Here is a 14,834-nt window from a genome sequence, read left to right as displayed (position 1 = left end):
AGGCCATCGCGGACGACTGGCTAACCCAGTACAACGAGTACCGACCGCATGACGCCCTGGGTGGCGTGCCGCCCAAGCAGTTCATGCCCAGATTGATCACCACAACCGCCGCAGACTCTGGAAATCAACTGTCTGCTTGACAGGGGAGCTTACGCTGCGACTTCATGGCCGATGCCTTGTGGTCTGGCCGGCGCTTCAGGACCTTCAACGTCATCGACGAGTTCAACCGCGAGGGCCTGCGCATCGAGGTCGACACAAGCCTACCGGCTACTCGCGTCATCCGGGCCCTAAACGAACTGGTGGAGGTGCGTGGTGCGCCGCTGTCGATTCGCCTGGACAACGGCCCCGAGTTCATCGCCCATGCCCTGTCCGAATGGGCGAAGTCCAAGGGCATTGCCCTTAACCATATCCAGCCTGGCAAGCCCACGCAGAACGCCTATGTCGAACGATTCAACAAGACCTACCGTACCGAGGTGCTCGATTGCTACGTCTTTGACAACCTGCAGGAGGTGCGTGACATGTGGCTGCACCGATACAACCACCATCGCCCCCATGAAGCCCTCGGCCGCATCCCACCGGTTGAGTACCGTGTCAAACTGTTCCCCAACCTCTACTTCTGATTGGCTCAGAAATTCGAGGGGACTTCAAGTGGCGTAGGAGCGCGGGGCGATTTACAGAGAGGCATTTTGCCAACCACCGCCCGTGGCCTTGTAAAGCATGACAGTGCTCAGCGCTCGAGCAGTTTGTGCCTGCACCAGCTCGTCTTCGCGTTGAAGGGCGAGCAGTTGGGCTTCCAGTGCCGGGGCGAGTACGCTGCGCCCCTCCTCATAAAGATGTTGCGAGTGTCTGGCGCCTTCGGTGGCGTTTCCTAAGGCACTTGCCAGCAGGGTGGTGCGAGCATCTAAAGAGTGGCGGATCGCATAAGCGTTCTCTACATCCTCCAGTGCATGCATCACGATCTGCTCATATTGAAGCCCGGCTGCTTCAAGTCTGGCATCGGCTGCGCGAATATTGGCTCTGATACGTCCGCCCTCAAAAATAGGTAACTGCACGCCTGCCCCCCAGGCAGTAAAGCGGCCTGTGCTGGGGGCGAGGCTGCCGAGTTCCACACGACCTTCCCCAGCCAAAAAACCCAGATAGAAACGAGGTAAAAGATCAGCCTTGGCGCTGCCTAACTGTGCAGCCAGGGCGCGCACTTGATTGGCGCTCCCTCGGACATCGGGTCGTTGTTCCAGGACGTCTGAGGGAAGCACGATGGGCAACTGCACCGGAATGACCGAGGCATCGGCTGGGGCCGATGCGGTAGGTGCCGGTAGAGTGAGGGGCACATCCGGACTTTGGCTGGTCAACACAGCGAGGCGTCGTAGCCGTGTTTTGAGCAAGGCATTGAGTGGGGCTTGCATCGCTGCCAGTGCGTCTATTTGACTGCTGGCACGGTCTATGTCGAAGCGTGTCGCTTGGCCCGCATCAAATCGGCCTTGTGCGTAGCTTCGCAGCTGCGTCGCGATTTCGAGGCTGCGTTGTAATAAGCGTAGTCGATGCTCAATGCTGCGTGCTTCAATGTAATTATTGGCGATATCGCCAACCACCATAAGTTGCGTACCGTGCAACTTTTCTTCATAGGCAAGGGCTACTTGTCTGGCGGCGTCCGCATCACTGCGTCGCGCTCCGAAGACATCAATTTCCCAGGCTGCAGCCACACCAAATACATTCATATCGGTGCTGGGTGGGTTGTTGATCAGTTGTGGAATGGGCGGAATCACCATACCCGGGGCAACAGGAGTTGCATTCATGCCCAGGCCCTGCAAGTCTTCAGGTTTTATGTGGCCAGTGGCACCAAAACCTTTCAAGGTGGGGTAGAGCGCAGATTCAGCTTGTGTAATGACCGCGCGGGCTTCTTTGATCCGAGCTAAGGCCACGCGAATGTCGGCGTTTTGCCGTAGACCTTGTTCAATCAGCGTCTGCAAAGTAGGGTCTGGCACCGCTTGCCACCACTGCTTCAAATTGGTGGCGGGCGTTTGAGAGTCTCCATTGGCACTGGGCACTTCCGTGAAAACCGGCGGTATGACAGGCGTTGCTGGCATATTGACCGACACGGTAGAGCATGCACCTAAAACCATGCAAAGGGTCAGAGCAGCCAGGGGTGTGCTTAGAGGGAAGGGGAGGAGTGTTCTCATTTGTGACGCGCTTGCGTGGTGACTGCCTTGCCGGCACTAGGTTCGTGTCAGCCTTGACGTGCCAGCATAGAGCGGAAGCGGTGCAATGCCAGTGCCAAAAAAATAGCTCCTGCAACCGCTACGCTGAGCAACTGAGGCCACACAACATCAATGCCAGCACCTCTGTATAGAACGGCTTGGGTGAGCTTGACAAACTGTGTGGTCGGGGAGATTTGAACGAAATCCTGAATCGCGATAGGCATACTTTCCACGGGTGTAGCGGCGCCGGAGAGCAAGTAAAGCACTACGTAAACTGGAGCTGCCAGTAAACCAAACTGTGGCATGGACGCAGCCGCTGTGGCGAGCAAGACACCCAATGATGTCACTGCGAACAGATACAGGGCTGTTCCTAGGGCGAACAGCGGTATAGATCCGTTCAGGGGTACCTGCAGCGCCTTATGAATGACAAGCCATAAAGCTAAAAGGGAGGCGAAAAAAATGACGCCCCCGTTGGCAAGAATTTTCCCCATTGCAATTTCACTGGGGCGAATCGGCATCACAAGCAAGTGCTCAATCGTGCCGTGTTCGCGTTCACGGATTACGGCAGCTCCCACGAGGATAATTGACAAGACCGTCACATTGGTCACGATCAGCATGACTGAAGTGAACCAGTGGGACTGGTTATTGGGGTTGAAAAGCAAGTGAATGGATGCTTGCGAGGGGAGCATTGACTCGAGACCTCTTTGATGAAAGAACTCGAGTAGTTCCTGAAGAAATATTTCGTTGAGGTACAAAACGCCCAGGCCGGCCTGGGTCATGGCTGTGGCGTCAACCCGCACCTGTATGGCGGGTGTGCGTCCAGCCAGTACATCTGCTTCAAAGCGCGGTGGTATATCGATGACAAAAATCAGGTCGCCACGATCCATCGCTGGATCTGCTTCCTCGTTTGTAATGTCTACTGGGGGTTTGAAGTAGGGGGGGCGAATGGCGTCCCGGAGGCGATAGGACAAGTCAGATCGATCTCCGTCGATCCAGCCCACTGAAGCATTCGCCACTTCAGCTTTCACGCCCTTGGCGGTGGTGTAGATCGCTGCCGTGAATGCAAAAAATATCAAAGCCATGAGTGGCACATCACCAAGCAGGCTGCGCAACTCCTTGGCGGTCAGGCGGCTTACGTTGCGAATCCAAATCCACATATCTCAGTTTTCCTGCTTGCGGATCGCCAAGCGTGCTAGCACCAGGTAGCTTAGCCCAAAGCCACATAGAGCCACATACATGCTCCAGAAGCTACTGATTCCCAATCCTTTGGTGAAAGTGCCTAGGCTAATCAACTGAAACCAAGATGCAGGAAAGCCAAGTCCTATCCATTCACTTGCTCCCGTCAATGTAGAAACTGGATAGAGCAGGCCAGAAAAATTCACGGAAGGAATGAGGCAAATGATGGCCGAGGCAAACGATGCGGCAACTTGTGATTGTAGGAAGGCGGAGATCAACAAGCCAAGTGCAGTGGTGGCGAATACGAAGCACAGTGCGCCAAGGCTTAACCCGATAAAGCTTCCTTTGAGTGGGACTTTTAATAAGGCAACGGCCAATATAACAAGTGTCAAGTAACTTATCATGGCCAATCCGATGTAGGGCAATTGTTTGCCGACTAGGAACTCTCCGATACTAGCTGGTGAGGCGTAAAGATTGATGATCGACCCCATTTCTTTTTCGCGAACCACCCCGAGGGCGGTCAACATGGCAGGGACGATGATCAGGCATAGCATCAGGATGCCTGGCGTTGATGCATAAATGCTGCGGAAATCCTGGTTGTAGGTGAACCGAGGCTCTACGCGGGCAGGCAAAATCAGCGATGGAAGGCTGGTGTTTTCACGCATGAATTGCGCTGCATGCTCCAGCAAAATACCACGTGCATAACCACGAACATTTTCTGCGGTAAAGGGTTGTGCGCCATCAATGTAGAGGCCAACTTCTGGGTGTCTGCCAGCTTGTAAATCTCTGCCGAAGTTAGGGGGGATTTCAATTATGAGCGAAACGTCATGCTGTTGCAGTCGGCGGTTGATTGCATCAGTTTCTTGTAGAGGCGGTTTTTGGGTGAAGTAGTGTGAACCCGTGAAATGCTCAATCAGTTGCCGGCTGTCATAGGTCTGGTCACGATCCAAAACAGCGAAGCCTACCCTTTCAATGTCAAAAGAAATGCTCAAGGCAGCTGCCAGCAACAAAATGATGGGGCCTATGACAGCAAAAGCCAGTCGAATTCGATCGCGCAGTAATTCCACTGCTTCGCGCCGGGCAAAGGCCCACATACGGGCTGTCCAGGCGTTTAGTCCTCCATGTGTCTTGAATGCCACAGCTTGATGGTTCGGGCTCTCTAACTCCGTGTTGGAGTGAGCCTGGGAGGCCTGCGCGGCGGCTTCCACCGTGTCGTCTGCCGCTTCCAGGTAGGCGATGAAAGCGGATTCCAGCGTAGGAGCGTTTTGCTGTGTGCACAAGTCTTGGGGCTTGCCAACGGCAAGGACTTGGCCTCGGTGCATCAGTGAAATTCGATCGCACCGTTCCGCTTCATTCATGAAGTGGGTCGAAATGAAAATTGTGACTTGATCCTCGCGGGATAGCTTTATCAAATAGCGCCAGAACATGTCACGTGCCGCGGGATCCACTCCCGACGTGGGTTCGTCGAGAATAAGAATCTCAGGCCTATGTAGACACGCTGCCGCCAGTTGCAAACGCTGTCGCATGCCGAGTGACATGGATAGCGGTCGAGATTCAGCATATTCCGCTAATTCGAAATGGGTCAAGCCATTTTTTACGGCGTTGGCAGCGGCGTCACCTTCAAGTCCGTAAATTTTGGCGTGCAGCATCAAGTTTTGCTTTACAGTCAGCTCTTCATAAAGAGAGAATGCTTGCGACATGTAGCCCACTTTTAGGCGGGTTTTCAAGTCTTTGGGATCAATCGGCTTTCCCAGTAGTTTGGCCTCACCAGAGCTGATGTCGAGTAAGCCCGTGAGCATTTTCATGGTGGTGGTTTTTCCACACCCATTGGAGCCTAAAAATCCAAAAATTTCTCCACGCTCAATCGCGAAGTTAACATCTCTTACTGCGACAAAATTACCAAATCGCCGCGTCAAACCTGTGGCTTCGATAGCATAGGTGCCATCGGATGGCTGATGTGCTGGAATCACGAGTGCATCCGTAATGCCTCGCTGATCGGGAGGCAGCAGATCGATAAATGCTGCTTCCAGTGTGTGGGCTGGTGTGCGCTGTAAGACCGCATCGGTCCGGTCAAAAACCAATATCTGGCCGTCGTTCATGGCCACAAGGTAGTCAAACCGCTCAGCTTCCTCCATGTATGCCGTGGCAACGATCACGGTCATGCCGGGGCGCTCTCTCCTCAGGCTCTCAACCAATGTCCAGAATTGCCGCCGTGAGAGCGGGTCGACTCCCGTAGTGGGTTCATCCAGGATCAAAAGATCGGGGTCGTGAACCAGGGCACAGCACAACCCCAGTTTCTGCTTCATGCCCCCAGATAACTTGCCTGCAGCACGATCGCGAAATGGCGTGAGGCCCGTGGCATCCATAAGGCGCTGCGTGCGACTTGTGCGCTCCATCTCCGTGTGGCCAAAAAGACGCGCAAAAAAATCAATGTTTTCTTCAACCGAAAGCGTTGGGTAGAGGTTGCGTCCCAGCCCTTGAGGCATGAATGCAATCCTGGGGGCCAACTGTGCACGGTCTTTGGGCTGGCCGATATCCAACCCTAAAACACGGATATGGCCCGCTTGCAGTCTTTTGACACCGGCAATTAGTGACAGCAGGGTCGATTTGCCTACGCCATCTGGTCCCACCACACCGATGGTGTGGCCCGCCGGAAGTGCCAGATGGGTTGGCTGTAGTGCCAAGGTTTTGCCGTAGCGATGCGTTACACCCACTATCTCCAGTGCAGGGTGTGCGCTGGATGCGGTATTTGCAGAGCGGCCTTCGGGCATTTTCTACTGTGCCGTTGCTTTTTCAAGCTCTGGGAGTTTGATCGTCAAGCGTTGCGGCCAAGTGGCGGTAGGCTCTGTACGCACGTAGCCATTGCCTGTCAGGCCAGCCTTGACATAAGGGGTGAACTGATGGGTAACTTCTTTGGGTATTTTCAATTTGACCCGGTAGACCAGCTTGTCTCTTTCAACGCTGGTTTCGACATATTTAGGCGTGAACTGTGCCTCTGCCGCCACGAAGGAAATTTGGGCGGGGAACGTGTAGTTGGGCAAGGCATCCAGGACGATGCGGGCGTCGTCTCCTACTTTCAATCGTCCGACAACCGAAGTGGGCAGAAATACCGTCATATGAACATCTGACGTGTTGAGCAAAGTCGCCACACGTCCACCGGACGGCAGGAGCGATCCCGGTTCGACCACGCGGTATTCAATCCGGCCACTGACCGGTGTGCGCAGGCTCATGTCGGCGATGACCGCGTTGATGCGCTGGATTTGTGCCTCGGCTTCGCTGCGGGCTGCAGTCGCCTCACCAATGGCCGCAGTTGCAGCCCGCACACCCGCATGCTCACCGTCACGCTGGGCTTGGCGGCGTTCCACTTCTGCGCTGGAGACGAGGTTGTCTTGGCGCAGGTGAGCCGTATGGTCCAGTTCCAGTTGGGCGAGCCGTGCTTGGACCTTGCGTGCATCAGTCTCCGCCTGCGCCCGGGCGATGGCCTGAGTGGCGCGCTGACGCGCCGCCTCTGCGGCCATGCGTTGGGCCAAGATTTCCGTCAGATCTTGCTGTGCAATCAAATCTCCAGCTTTCACCTCGTCGCCTTCATGGACCGCAATCTCGGTAATGCGGCCAGGGTATTTGGCTGAAATTTCTATACGTTCAACTTCCAGCCGGCCATTGCTTTTCAAAACGCCAGGCGGCAATCGGTCGCGCTGGCCCTGGTACCACCAGGCAACGGCAGCCGCCGAAAAGGCAGTGACTACCAATATCCATCCCAGAGACTTCTTGTTCACTGTTTTTACTCCCTCGCTGCGGAGCGTAACTGGCGGCGCAGCGTTTGCTTGAGAAGATCGGGGTGCCAACCCACCACGCCCACGCCCACGCCCACACCAGTGGCAGAGGTCAGGTTGCGCGGGGGGCGTTGCACGCGCAGAGATTCCATCGGTACACGTTCAGTCATCGATGGAAGCGCTCCAGCGGCTGCCCCAGTCGCGCTGCACGCGCTCAATGTCGCGCCGGTCGCGTTTCGTGGGGCGGCCCTCGTGCAGGCTGGCGGCTGGCTCGGGTGCCAGGCGGCGCTGTTCTGCCGCCTGCGCGCGCGCGGCTTGGCTCTCCGCGGTCTCCGTGTAAAGCTGCTGAGCCACGGGGGCAGGGCCGCGCATGGCGCTGAGCGCTTGCACCACGACGGTACGGGCGACTGGGCCCTGGCGCAGTGCCACCGTGTCGCCCACGCGCAGTTCGCGCGCGGCCTTGGCGTTGGCACCATTGACGGTGACGCGGCCCTTGCCGATCTCTTCCACGGCCAGGCTGCGTGTCTTGTAAAAGCGGGCGCACCAGAGCCACTTGTCCAGGCGCATCGATTCCGGGGGCGTCATGGGCACGATTGTGCCCTAGCCCGGGCCGGGCGCTACCATCGCGCCATGTCCCAGTCCACCGAAGATGCGCCGGTGCTGCCCCTGGATGCCGACGGCATCCTGGCGCTTGCCGCGCGTTCCATGTTCCAGCTTTTTTCCAGTGTCAGCCAGGGCATGTTCCTGGTGGATCGGGCCGGCCGCATCGTCTGGGTCAACGAGGGTTACCGTCGCTTCCTGCCTGATCTGGGACTCGGTTCGGTGGAGCAGTTCGTGGGCCGCATGGTGGAGGAGGTGATTCCCAACACCCAGATGCGGCGCGTACTGGAAACCGGCCAGCCGGTGCTGATCGACCTGTTGACCAACCGCGCCGGAACCTTTGTAGTCAGCCGCATTCCCTTGCGCGACGAAGCGCAGCAGGTCATCGGCGCCATCGGCATCGTGCTGTTTGACCATCCGGAAACCACCTTGCAGCCCCTGATCAGCAAGTTCGCACTGCTGCAGCGGGACCTGGACGACGCGCGCCGCGAGCTGGCGGTGCAGCGCGGGCGCTCGCGGCTGGAGCAAGCCGGTGGCGGGCGCCGCGCCAAATACACCTTCGCCAGCTTCGTCGGCAGCAGCGCCGCAGCAGTGGAGGTCAAGCGCCAGGCGCGCCGGGCCGCGCAGTCGCTGAGCCCGGTGCTGCTGCTCGGCGAAACCGGGACCGGCAAGGAGCTGCTGGCGCATGCCATCCATGCGGCATCGAGCCGGGCCAGCGGGCCGTTCGTCAGCGTCAACATCGCCGCCATTCCCGATACGCTGCTGGAGGCCGAGTTCTTCGGCGTGGCGCCGGGCGCCTACACGGGGGCTGATCGGCGCGGGCGCGACGGCAAGTTCAAGCTGGCCGACGGCGGCACGTTGTTTCTCGACGAAATCGGTGACATGCCGCCCCACCTGCAGGCCAAGCTGCTGCGTGCGCTGCAGGAGGGCGAGATCGAGCCCCTGGGCTCGAACCAACTGGTGTCGTTCGACGTACGTGTGGTGGCCGCCACATCGCACGACCTGCCCGCGCTGGTGCGCGACGGGCGCTTTCGCGAAGACCTGTTCTACCGCCTGCATGTGCTGCCCATTCGCGTGCCCCCGCTGCGCGAGCGGCGTGGTGACATTCCGGCGCTGGTCGAGGTGCTGGGCGAAGACCTGGCGCTGCGCAACGGTACGGCGCCCCCGGAGCTACTGCCCGACGCGCTGGCGCTGCTGGTGGCGCAAAGCTGGCGCGGCAACATTCGCGAACTGCGCAACCTGCTGGAGCAGGCCGTCATGCGCAGCGACACCCAGGCCATAGATGGCGCACAGCTCGCCCAACTGCTGCGTGAATCGGGTGTGGAACTGGCGCCGCCCGTGCCGGATGGGGTGCCGCCGGGCACGGACGACGCAGCACACCTGCTGCGGCCGTTGGCCGTGCAGGTGGCGGAGCTGGAGCGCCGTGCCATCGCAGCGGCCCTGGCGGCACATGTTTCCCGGCCTGAGTGTGCTGGAGAACGTGCGCCTGGCCGTGCAGGCGACGCGCGAAGGGCGCCACCGCCGCGGCTTCAACCTGTGGAGCGTCTGGAGCGACCACCAGCGCCTGACCGCGCGCGCCGAGGAGATCCTGTGCGCTGTGGCCCTGCAGGCGCGGCGCGACGCGCTGGTGGCCAGCCTGCCGCACGGTGACCAGCGCAAGCTCGAAGTGGCACTGCTGATGGCGCTGGAGCCGCAGGTCTACATGTTCGACGAGCCCACGGCCGGCATGAGCCACGACGAGGCGCCCGTGATCCTCAACCTCATCCGCACGCTCAAGCAGGACAAGACCAAGACCATCCTGCTGGTAGAGCACAAGATGGACGTGGTGCGCGAGCTGGCCGACCGCATCATTGTGCTGACCAACGGCACGTTGGTGGCCGATGGCGCACCCGCCGAGGTCATCGCCTCGCCCGTGGTGCAGGAGGCCTACCTGGGCATCACCCAGGAATCGAGCAAGGAGGCCGCATGAGCCATTTGCTCGAACTGCGCGGCGTGCACACCCACATTGGCGCGTACCACATCCTGCACGGCGTTGATCTGGCCATTCCGCGCGGCCAGCTCACCATGCTGCTGGGCCGCAACGGCGCGGGCAAGACGACCACGCTGCGCACCATCATGGGCCTGTGGCGGACCTCCAAGGGCAGCGTCCACTTCGGGGGGCAGGACATCACGGCCCTCGACACCCCTGCCATTGCCCACCTGAACATTGCCTATGTGCCCGAGAACATGGGCATCTTCGCCGACCTCACCGTGAAAGAAAACATGCTGCTGGCCGCGCGCAAGGCGGGCAACGCCGCGCAGATGGACGCGGCGCGGCTGGAATGGATCTTCAAGCTCTTTCCGGCGGTGGAAAAGTTCTGGAACCACCCCGCAGGCAAGCTCAGCGGCGGGCAAAAGCAGATGGTGGCCGTGGCGCGCGCCATCATCGAGCCGCGTGACCTGCTTATCGTGGACGAGCCGAGCAAGGGCCTGGCCCCCGCCATCGTCAACAACATGATCGAGGCCTTCGCCCAGCTCAAGCAAAGCGGCGTGACCATTTTGCTGGTCGAGCAGAACCTGCACTTCGCCCAGCGCCTGGGCGACAGCGTGGCCGTGATGGACAACGGCCGCGTAGTGCATGCGGGCTGCATGGCCGAGCTGGCGCAGGACGCGGCATTGCAACAGTCGTTGCTGGGGCTGGCGCTATGAGGAATTTCAAGGATTTTTGTCCTCCAGCCATTGATAGGCAAGCGCTGCAAGCTATCAAAAATGTAGTTTCTGGAGGGGCTTGCGCATGAATGCCCGCGACTTCGACTGGAAGCCCCTGGCCCTGGTGCCCCTGCTGGCGCTGGTCACGCTGCCGCTGATCGGCTCGCCCAGCACCTGGCTCACGCTCACCGTGGCCGGGCTGGCTATGGGCATGATCATCTTCATCATCGCCTCGGGCCTCACGCTGGTGTTTGGGCTCATGGACGTGCTCAACTTCGGCCACGGCGTGTTCATCGCGCTGGGGGCCTTCGTCGCCACCAGCGTGCTGGGCGCCATGGGCGACTGGACGGGCTCGCAAGAGCTCTGGCGCAACCTCGTGGCGGTGCTGCCGGCCATGCTGGTGGCCATGGCCGTGGCGGGTGCGCTGGGCCTGGCGTTTGAGCGCTTCATTGTGCGCCCGGTGTACGGCCAGCACCTGAAGCAGATCCTCATCACCATGGGCGGCATGATCATCGGCGAGGAACTCATCAAGGTCCTCTGGGGCCCGCAGCAGATTCCGCTGCCCCTGCCCGAAGGCATGCGCGGCGCGCTGCTGGTGGGGGACGCGGCCATCGAAAAATACCGCCTCATTGCGGTGGCGGTTGGCCTGGTGGTCTTCGGTCTGCTGGCCTGGACGCTGTCGCGCACCAAGGTGGGCCTCTTGATCCGCGCTGGCGTGCAGGACCGCGAGATGGTCGAGAGCCTGGGCTACCGCATCCGCCGCCTGTTCGTCGGCGTGTTCGTGGCGGGCTCGGCGCTGGCGGGCCTGGGCGGCGTGATGTGGGGCCTGTACCAGCAGAGCGTGGTGCCGCAGATGGGCGCGCAGGTCAACGTGCTGATCTTCATCGTCATCATCATCGGCGGCCTGGGCAGCACGGGCGGTGCACTCATTGGCGCGCTGCTGGTGGGGCTGATGGCCAATTACACCGGCTTCCTGGTGCCCAAGGTGGCGCTGTTTTCCAACATCGCGCTGATGGTGGCCATCCTGCTGTGGCGGCCGCAAGGCGTGTACCCGGTGGCAAACCGCTGAAAGGGCGCCTGCAGATGCTGAACCGTCTTCTTTCCGGCGACTACCCGCGCAGCACGCTGCTGGCGGCCATCCTCGTTGCCATCCTGCTCGGCCTGGCGTTCGCGCCTTTCCTGTTCCCTGGGGTCAAGGCGCTTTCGGTGGCGGCCAAGGTGCTGGTGTTCGTGGTGCTGGTGGCCAGTTTCGACCTGCTGCTGGGCTACACCGGCATCGTGAGCTTCGCGCACACCATGTTCTTTGGCATCGGTGCCTACGGCATCGCCGTCGCCACCACGCGCATGGGCCCCACCTGGGGGGCGCTGGCCGTGGGGACGGGCGGGGCGCTGTTGCTGTCATTGCTGCTGTCGCTGGCGGTGGGGCTGTTCTCGCTGCGCGTGCGCGCCATCTTCTTCGCCATGATCACGCTGGCCGTGGCGGCGGCGTTCCAGACGCTGGCTTCGCAGCTCTCGGACATCACCGGCGGCGAGGATGGCCTGACCTTCAAGGTGCCCGAGCTGCTGTCGCCGAGCTTCGAGCCCTTCGACGACCCGTTCCTCGGCGTGGCCATCGACGGGCGGCTCATCTGCTACTACCTGCTGTTCGCCACGGCGGTGGCGCTGGTGCTGGCGCTGCTGCGCATCGTCAACTCGCCCTTCGGCCGTGTGCTGCAGGCCATCCGCGAGAACGAGTTCCGCGCCGAGGCCATCGGCTACCGCGTGGTGGTGTACCGCACCACATCCAGCGTGCTGTCGGCGCTGTTCGCCTGCGCGGCGGGCTGCATGCTGGCGCTCTGGCTGCGCTACAACGGCCCGGAAACCTCGCTGAGCTTCGAGATCATGATGGACTGCCTGCTCATCGTCGTCATCGGCGGCATGGGCACCATCTACGGCGCGGCCGTGGGTGCGGTGCTGTTCCTGGTGGCGCAAAGCTACCTGCAGGACCTGCTGCGCCTGGGCCACGAGGCCACGGCCGGCCTGCCCTGGCTGGCCGCGCTGCTCTCGCCCGACCGCTGGCTGCTTTGGCTCGGGCTGCTGTTCGTGCTTTCGGTCTACTACTTCCCCACTGGCGTGGTGGGGCGTCTGCGTTCCCTGCGTCCCCGTTCCTGACGGGGGCGCGTTTCTCGTGTCGATAACAACCCAGCAAGGAGACAACATGCGAGCGAATGAACGAGTGATGGCACGCCTGGCCCTGACCACCATGGCCGTAGCCGCCCTGGCGGCCTGCGGCGGTGGCGGCGGTGAATCTGCCCGTAACGAACTGCCCGCCGGCATCAAGGAAATCAGCGCTACCGTTTACCCCGCGACCAGCGTGGGCGCGGGCGCCACGGCCGCCACGCAGGACCTGCTCACGGGCGGCATCGGCAAGACGGGCCTGGGTGCCGCCGCCGCGCCGGCCTATGCCGACCCGACCAACCCCACGGCGGCGGAGCTGCGGCGCAACGCCCTCTACTCCAACTACCGTGGCATCCTCGACCCGTCCGCCAACGGCGGCTACGGCACGCTGTACGGTCCCAACGTCACGGCCCAGGGGCAGGTGACGGGCGGGGAAGGGCTGATTCCTGGGCGTGAATACGTGGCGGTGCTCGATGACGGCACCGGCCGCAAGCAAACCGTGATCGCCGTGCAGGTGCCCGACAGCTTCAGCGCCAGCAACCCGTGCATCGTGCTGGGGGCATCGTCGGGTTCGCGTGGCGTGTACGGCGCCATCGGCACGGCGGGCGAGTGGGGCCTGAAGAAGGGCTGTGCCGTGGCGCTGACCGATGCGGGCAAGGGCGTGGGCCTGCACAACCTGGCCGACGACACCGTGAACAAGATCGACGGCACCCGCGCGACGCGCGCCGCAGCGGGCGCCTTGGGTTTCTTCGCTGCTGCGCTGAGCGATGCAGCACGTGCAGCCTACAACGCGGCTTTCCCCAACCGCATCGCCATCAAGCATGCGCACTCGCAGCAGAATCCCGAGAAGGACTGGGGCAGCGACACGCTGGTTGCCGGCCGCTATGCGCTGTACGTGCTCAACGCACGCTATGGCACGCCCGAGAACCCGGTGCCCTTCCGAGCGGACAACACCACCGTGATTGCGGGCTCGGCCTCGAATGGTGGTGCGGCCTCGCTGCGCGCGGCCGAGCAAGACAGTGAGGGCCTGATTGACGGCGTGGTGGCTTCCGAACCCGTGACCGAGATGCCCGCCACCGGCGGCTAAGGCATCCAGTTCGGCGGTGCGGCCGTGGCGGGCTACGGCAAGACGCTGGCCGAGTACACCACCTACGGCAACATCTACCAGCCCTGCGCAGCGCTGGCGGCCGATGCGGCGCTGAGCGAGACATCGATCTACAACTACATCGGCCTCACGGCCATGACCGCACGCGCTGCAGCACGCTGCGACGGCCTGGCTGCCAAGGGCCTGGTGAGCGGCGCCACCACCGCCGAGCGCGCGGCCGACGCGTTGGCCAAGCTGCATGCCTTTGGCTGGACGGCGGAGAGCGACAGCATGCACAACGCCCACTATGCGCTCGGCAATGGCCCCATCCTGTCGGCCATGTACACCATGGCCTACGGCCGCTTTGGTGTGGAGGCCAACCTTTGCGGTGCCAGCTTCGCGGCAGCCAGTGCCAAGGGTGACGTGGTGGCCGTCGCACCGGCGGCATTGGCGCAGAGCTTTGCCATTGCCAACGGCACGGCCAATGGCACGCCCGCCACGGTGGTTTACAACGATTCCGTGGGCGGCGCCAAGGCATGGCAGTTCGCGGTATCGCCCTCCACGGGGGCGGCCGATCTGGGCCTGGACAACGCGCTGTGCCAGTACGCCTTGGTGAGCGGCAAGGATCCGGCTACGGGCGCGGCGCTCACGGCCGCGAGCACGCCGACCAAGGCGCAGAGCGACGCGGTGCGCTCGGGCATTGCCGAGGTGCTGCACAGCGCCAACCTGCGCGGCAAGCCCGCGATCATCGTGGCCGGCCGCAGCGACGCGCTGATCCCGGTGAACAACAATGCGCGCGCCTATACAGCGCTCAACCGCACCATCGAGGGGGCATCGAGCAAGCTGCGCTACATCGAGGTGACGAACGGCCAGCATTTCGACGCCTTTCTGCCGTTCAGCGGCTTTGACACGCGCTTTGTGCCGCTGCACCCGTACTTCAACCAGGCCATGGACGCAATGTGGGCACACCTGAAGAGCGGTGCGCAGCTGCCGGCCAGCCAGGTGGTGCGCACCACGCCGCGTGGCGGCACACCGGGGGCGGCGCCGGCCATCACGGCAGCCCACGTGCCGCCGTTCGTGGCGTCGCCCGCAGCGGCGGACCAGATCGGCTTCGCCGGTACGTCCATCACCGTGCCGCGCTGACGCCTGCGTCAGCCTTTC

At 61.7% G+C, this 14,834-nt stretch carries 11 protein-coding genes and 3 pseudogenes; 8 read left to right on the top strand and 6 right to left on the bottom strand.

The annotated features are described in order from the left end of the window. Nucleotides 1-5: 5 nt before the first annotated feature. Together BN2503_RS21365 and BN2503_RS14535 are read left to right on the top strand one after the other, a co-directional pair. Nucleotides 6-140 (top strand): integrase core domain-containing protein, encoded by a 135-nt coding sequence (locus BN2503_RS21365; protein ID WP_233495069.1) that lies wholly within the window; start codon nt 6-8, stop codon nt 138-140. Nucleotides 141-158: 18 nt separating this feature from the next. Further along, nucleotides 159-620, top strand: a pseudogene (locus tag BN2503_RS14535) (integrase core domain-containing protein); the annotation flags it as partial. Between the two features lie 51 nt (nt 621-671). On the opposite strand, the gene BN2503_RS19515 reads toward BN2503_RS14535, so the two are convergent. The 6 genes from BN2503_RS19515 to BN2503_RS14510 all read right to left on the bottom strand — a co-directional run bounded on the left by BN2503_RS19515 (nt 672) and on the right by BN2503_RS14510 (nt 7,729). Beyond that, nucleotides 672-2,096: a TolC family protein gene (locus BN2503_RS19515; protein ID WP_158447366.1), complete on the bottom strand. Its 1,425-nt coding sequence runs from the start codon at nt 2,094-2,096 to the stop codon at nt 672-674. Between the two features lie 128 nt (nt 2,097-2,224). Beyond that, nucleotides 2,225-3,352, bottom strand: a complete 1,128-nt coding sequence (locus BN2503_RS14525) for an ABC transporter permease (RefSeq protein WP_054257365.1) — start codon at nt 3,350-3,352, stop codon at nt 2,225-2,227. A 3-nt stretch (nt 3,353-3,355) separates the two neighbouring features. Then, nucleotides 3,356-6,142: a ribosome-associated ATPase/putative transporter RbbA gene (gene rbbA, locus BN2503_RS14520; RefSeq protein WP_054257364.1), complete on the bottom strand. Its 2,787-nt coding sequence runs from the start codon at nt 6,140-6,142 to the stop codon at nt 3,356-3,358. A 3-nt stretch (nt 6,143-6,145) separates the two neighbouring features. After that, on the bottom strand, nt 6,146-7,147 hold the full coding sequence (locus tag BN2503_RS14515) for an HlyD family secretion protein (protein WP_054257363.1): 1,002 nt from the start codon (nt 7,145-7,147) through the stop codon (nt 6,146-6,148). Between the two features lie 5 nt (nt 7,148-7,152). Further along, nucleotides 7,153-7,281: a hypothetical protein gene (locus tag BN2503_RS21260; RefSeq protein WP_267887071.1), complete on the bottom strand. Its 129-nt coding sequence runs from the start codon at nt 7,279-7,281 to the stop codon at nt 7,153-7,155. A gap of 25 nt (nt 7,282-7,306) precedes the next feature. Then, nucleotides 7,307-7,729 (bottom strand): RNA-binding S4 domain-containing protein, encoded by a 423-nt coding sequence (locus BN2503_RS14510; protein WP_054257362.1) that lies wholly within the window; start codon nt 7,727-7,729, stop codon nt 7,307-7,309. Nucleotides 7,730-7,774: 45 nt separating this feature from the next. Between BN2503_RS14510 and BN2503_RS14505 the strand changes: the two are divergent. The 6 genes and pseudogenes from BN2503_RS14505 to BN2503_RS14480 all read left to right on the top strand — a co-directional run. After that, nucleotides 7,775-9,196, top strand: a pseudogene (locus BN2503_RS14505) (sigma-54 interaction domain-containing protein); the annotation flags it as partial. Beyond that, on the top strand, nt 9,090-9,713 hold the full coding sequence (locus tag BN2503_RS14500; protein ID WP_353611897.1) for an ABC transporter ATP-binding protein: 624 nt from the start codon (nt 9,090-9,092) through the stop codon (nt 9,711-9,713). The pseudogene BN2503_RS14505 and the gene BN2503_RS14500, both read left to right, overlap by 107 nt. Then, nucleotides 9,710-10,432: an ABC transporter ATP-binding protein gene (locus tag BN2503_RS14495; protein WP_054257361.1), complete on the top strand. Its 723-nt coding sequence runs from the start codon at nt 9,710-9,712 to the stop codon at nt 10,430-10,432. Before BN2503_RS14500 ends, BN2503_RS14495 begins: the two co-directional genes overlap by 4 nt. A gap of 85 nt (nt 10,433-10,517) precedes the next feature. After that, nucleotides 10,518-11,501: a branched-chain amino acid ABC transporter permease gene (locus BN2503_RS14490; RefSeq protein WP_054257360.1), complete on the top strand. Its 984-nt coding sequence runs from the start codon at nt 10,518-10,520 to the stop codon at nt 11,499-11,501. Nucleotides 11,502-11,515: 14 nt separating this feature from the next. Continuing rightward, nucleotides 11,516-12,583: a branched-chain amino acid ABC transporter permease gene (locus BN2503_RS14485; RefSeq protein WP_054257371.1), complete on the top strand. Its 1,068-nt coding sequence runs from the start codon at nt 11,516-11,518 to the stop codon at nt 12,581-12,583. Between the two features lie 46 nt (nt 12,584-12,629). Then, nucleotides 12,630-14,816: pseudogene (locus BN2503_RS14480) on the top strand (3-hydroxybutyrate oligomer hydrolase family protein). Nucleotides 14,817-14,834 lie beyond the last annotated feature (18 nt).

Source organism: Paenacidovorax caeni (assembly GCF_001298675.1).
In the GTDB taxonomy this organism is placed as follows: Bacteria; Pseudomonadota; Gammaproteobacteria; order Burkholderiales; family Burkholderiaceae_C; genus Paenacidovorax; species Paenacidovorax caeni.
Note: the sequence above shows the minus strand (reverse complement) of the source record. Positions and strands in the feature narration are given on the sequence as shown.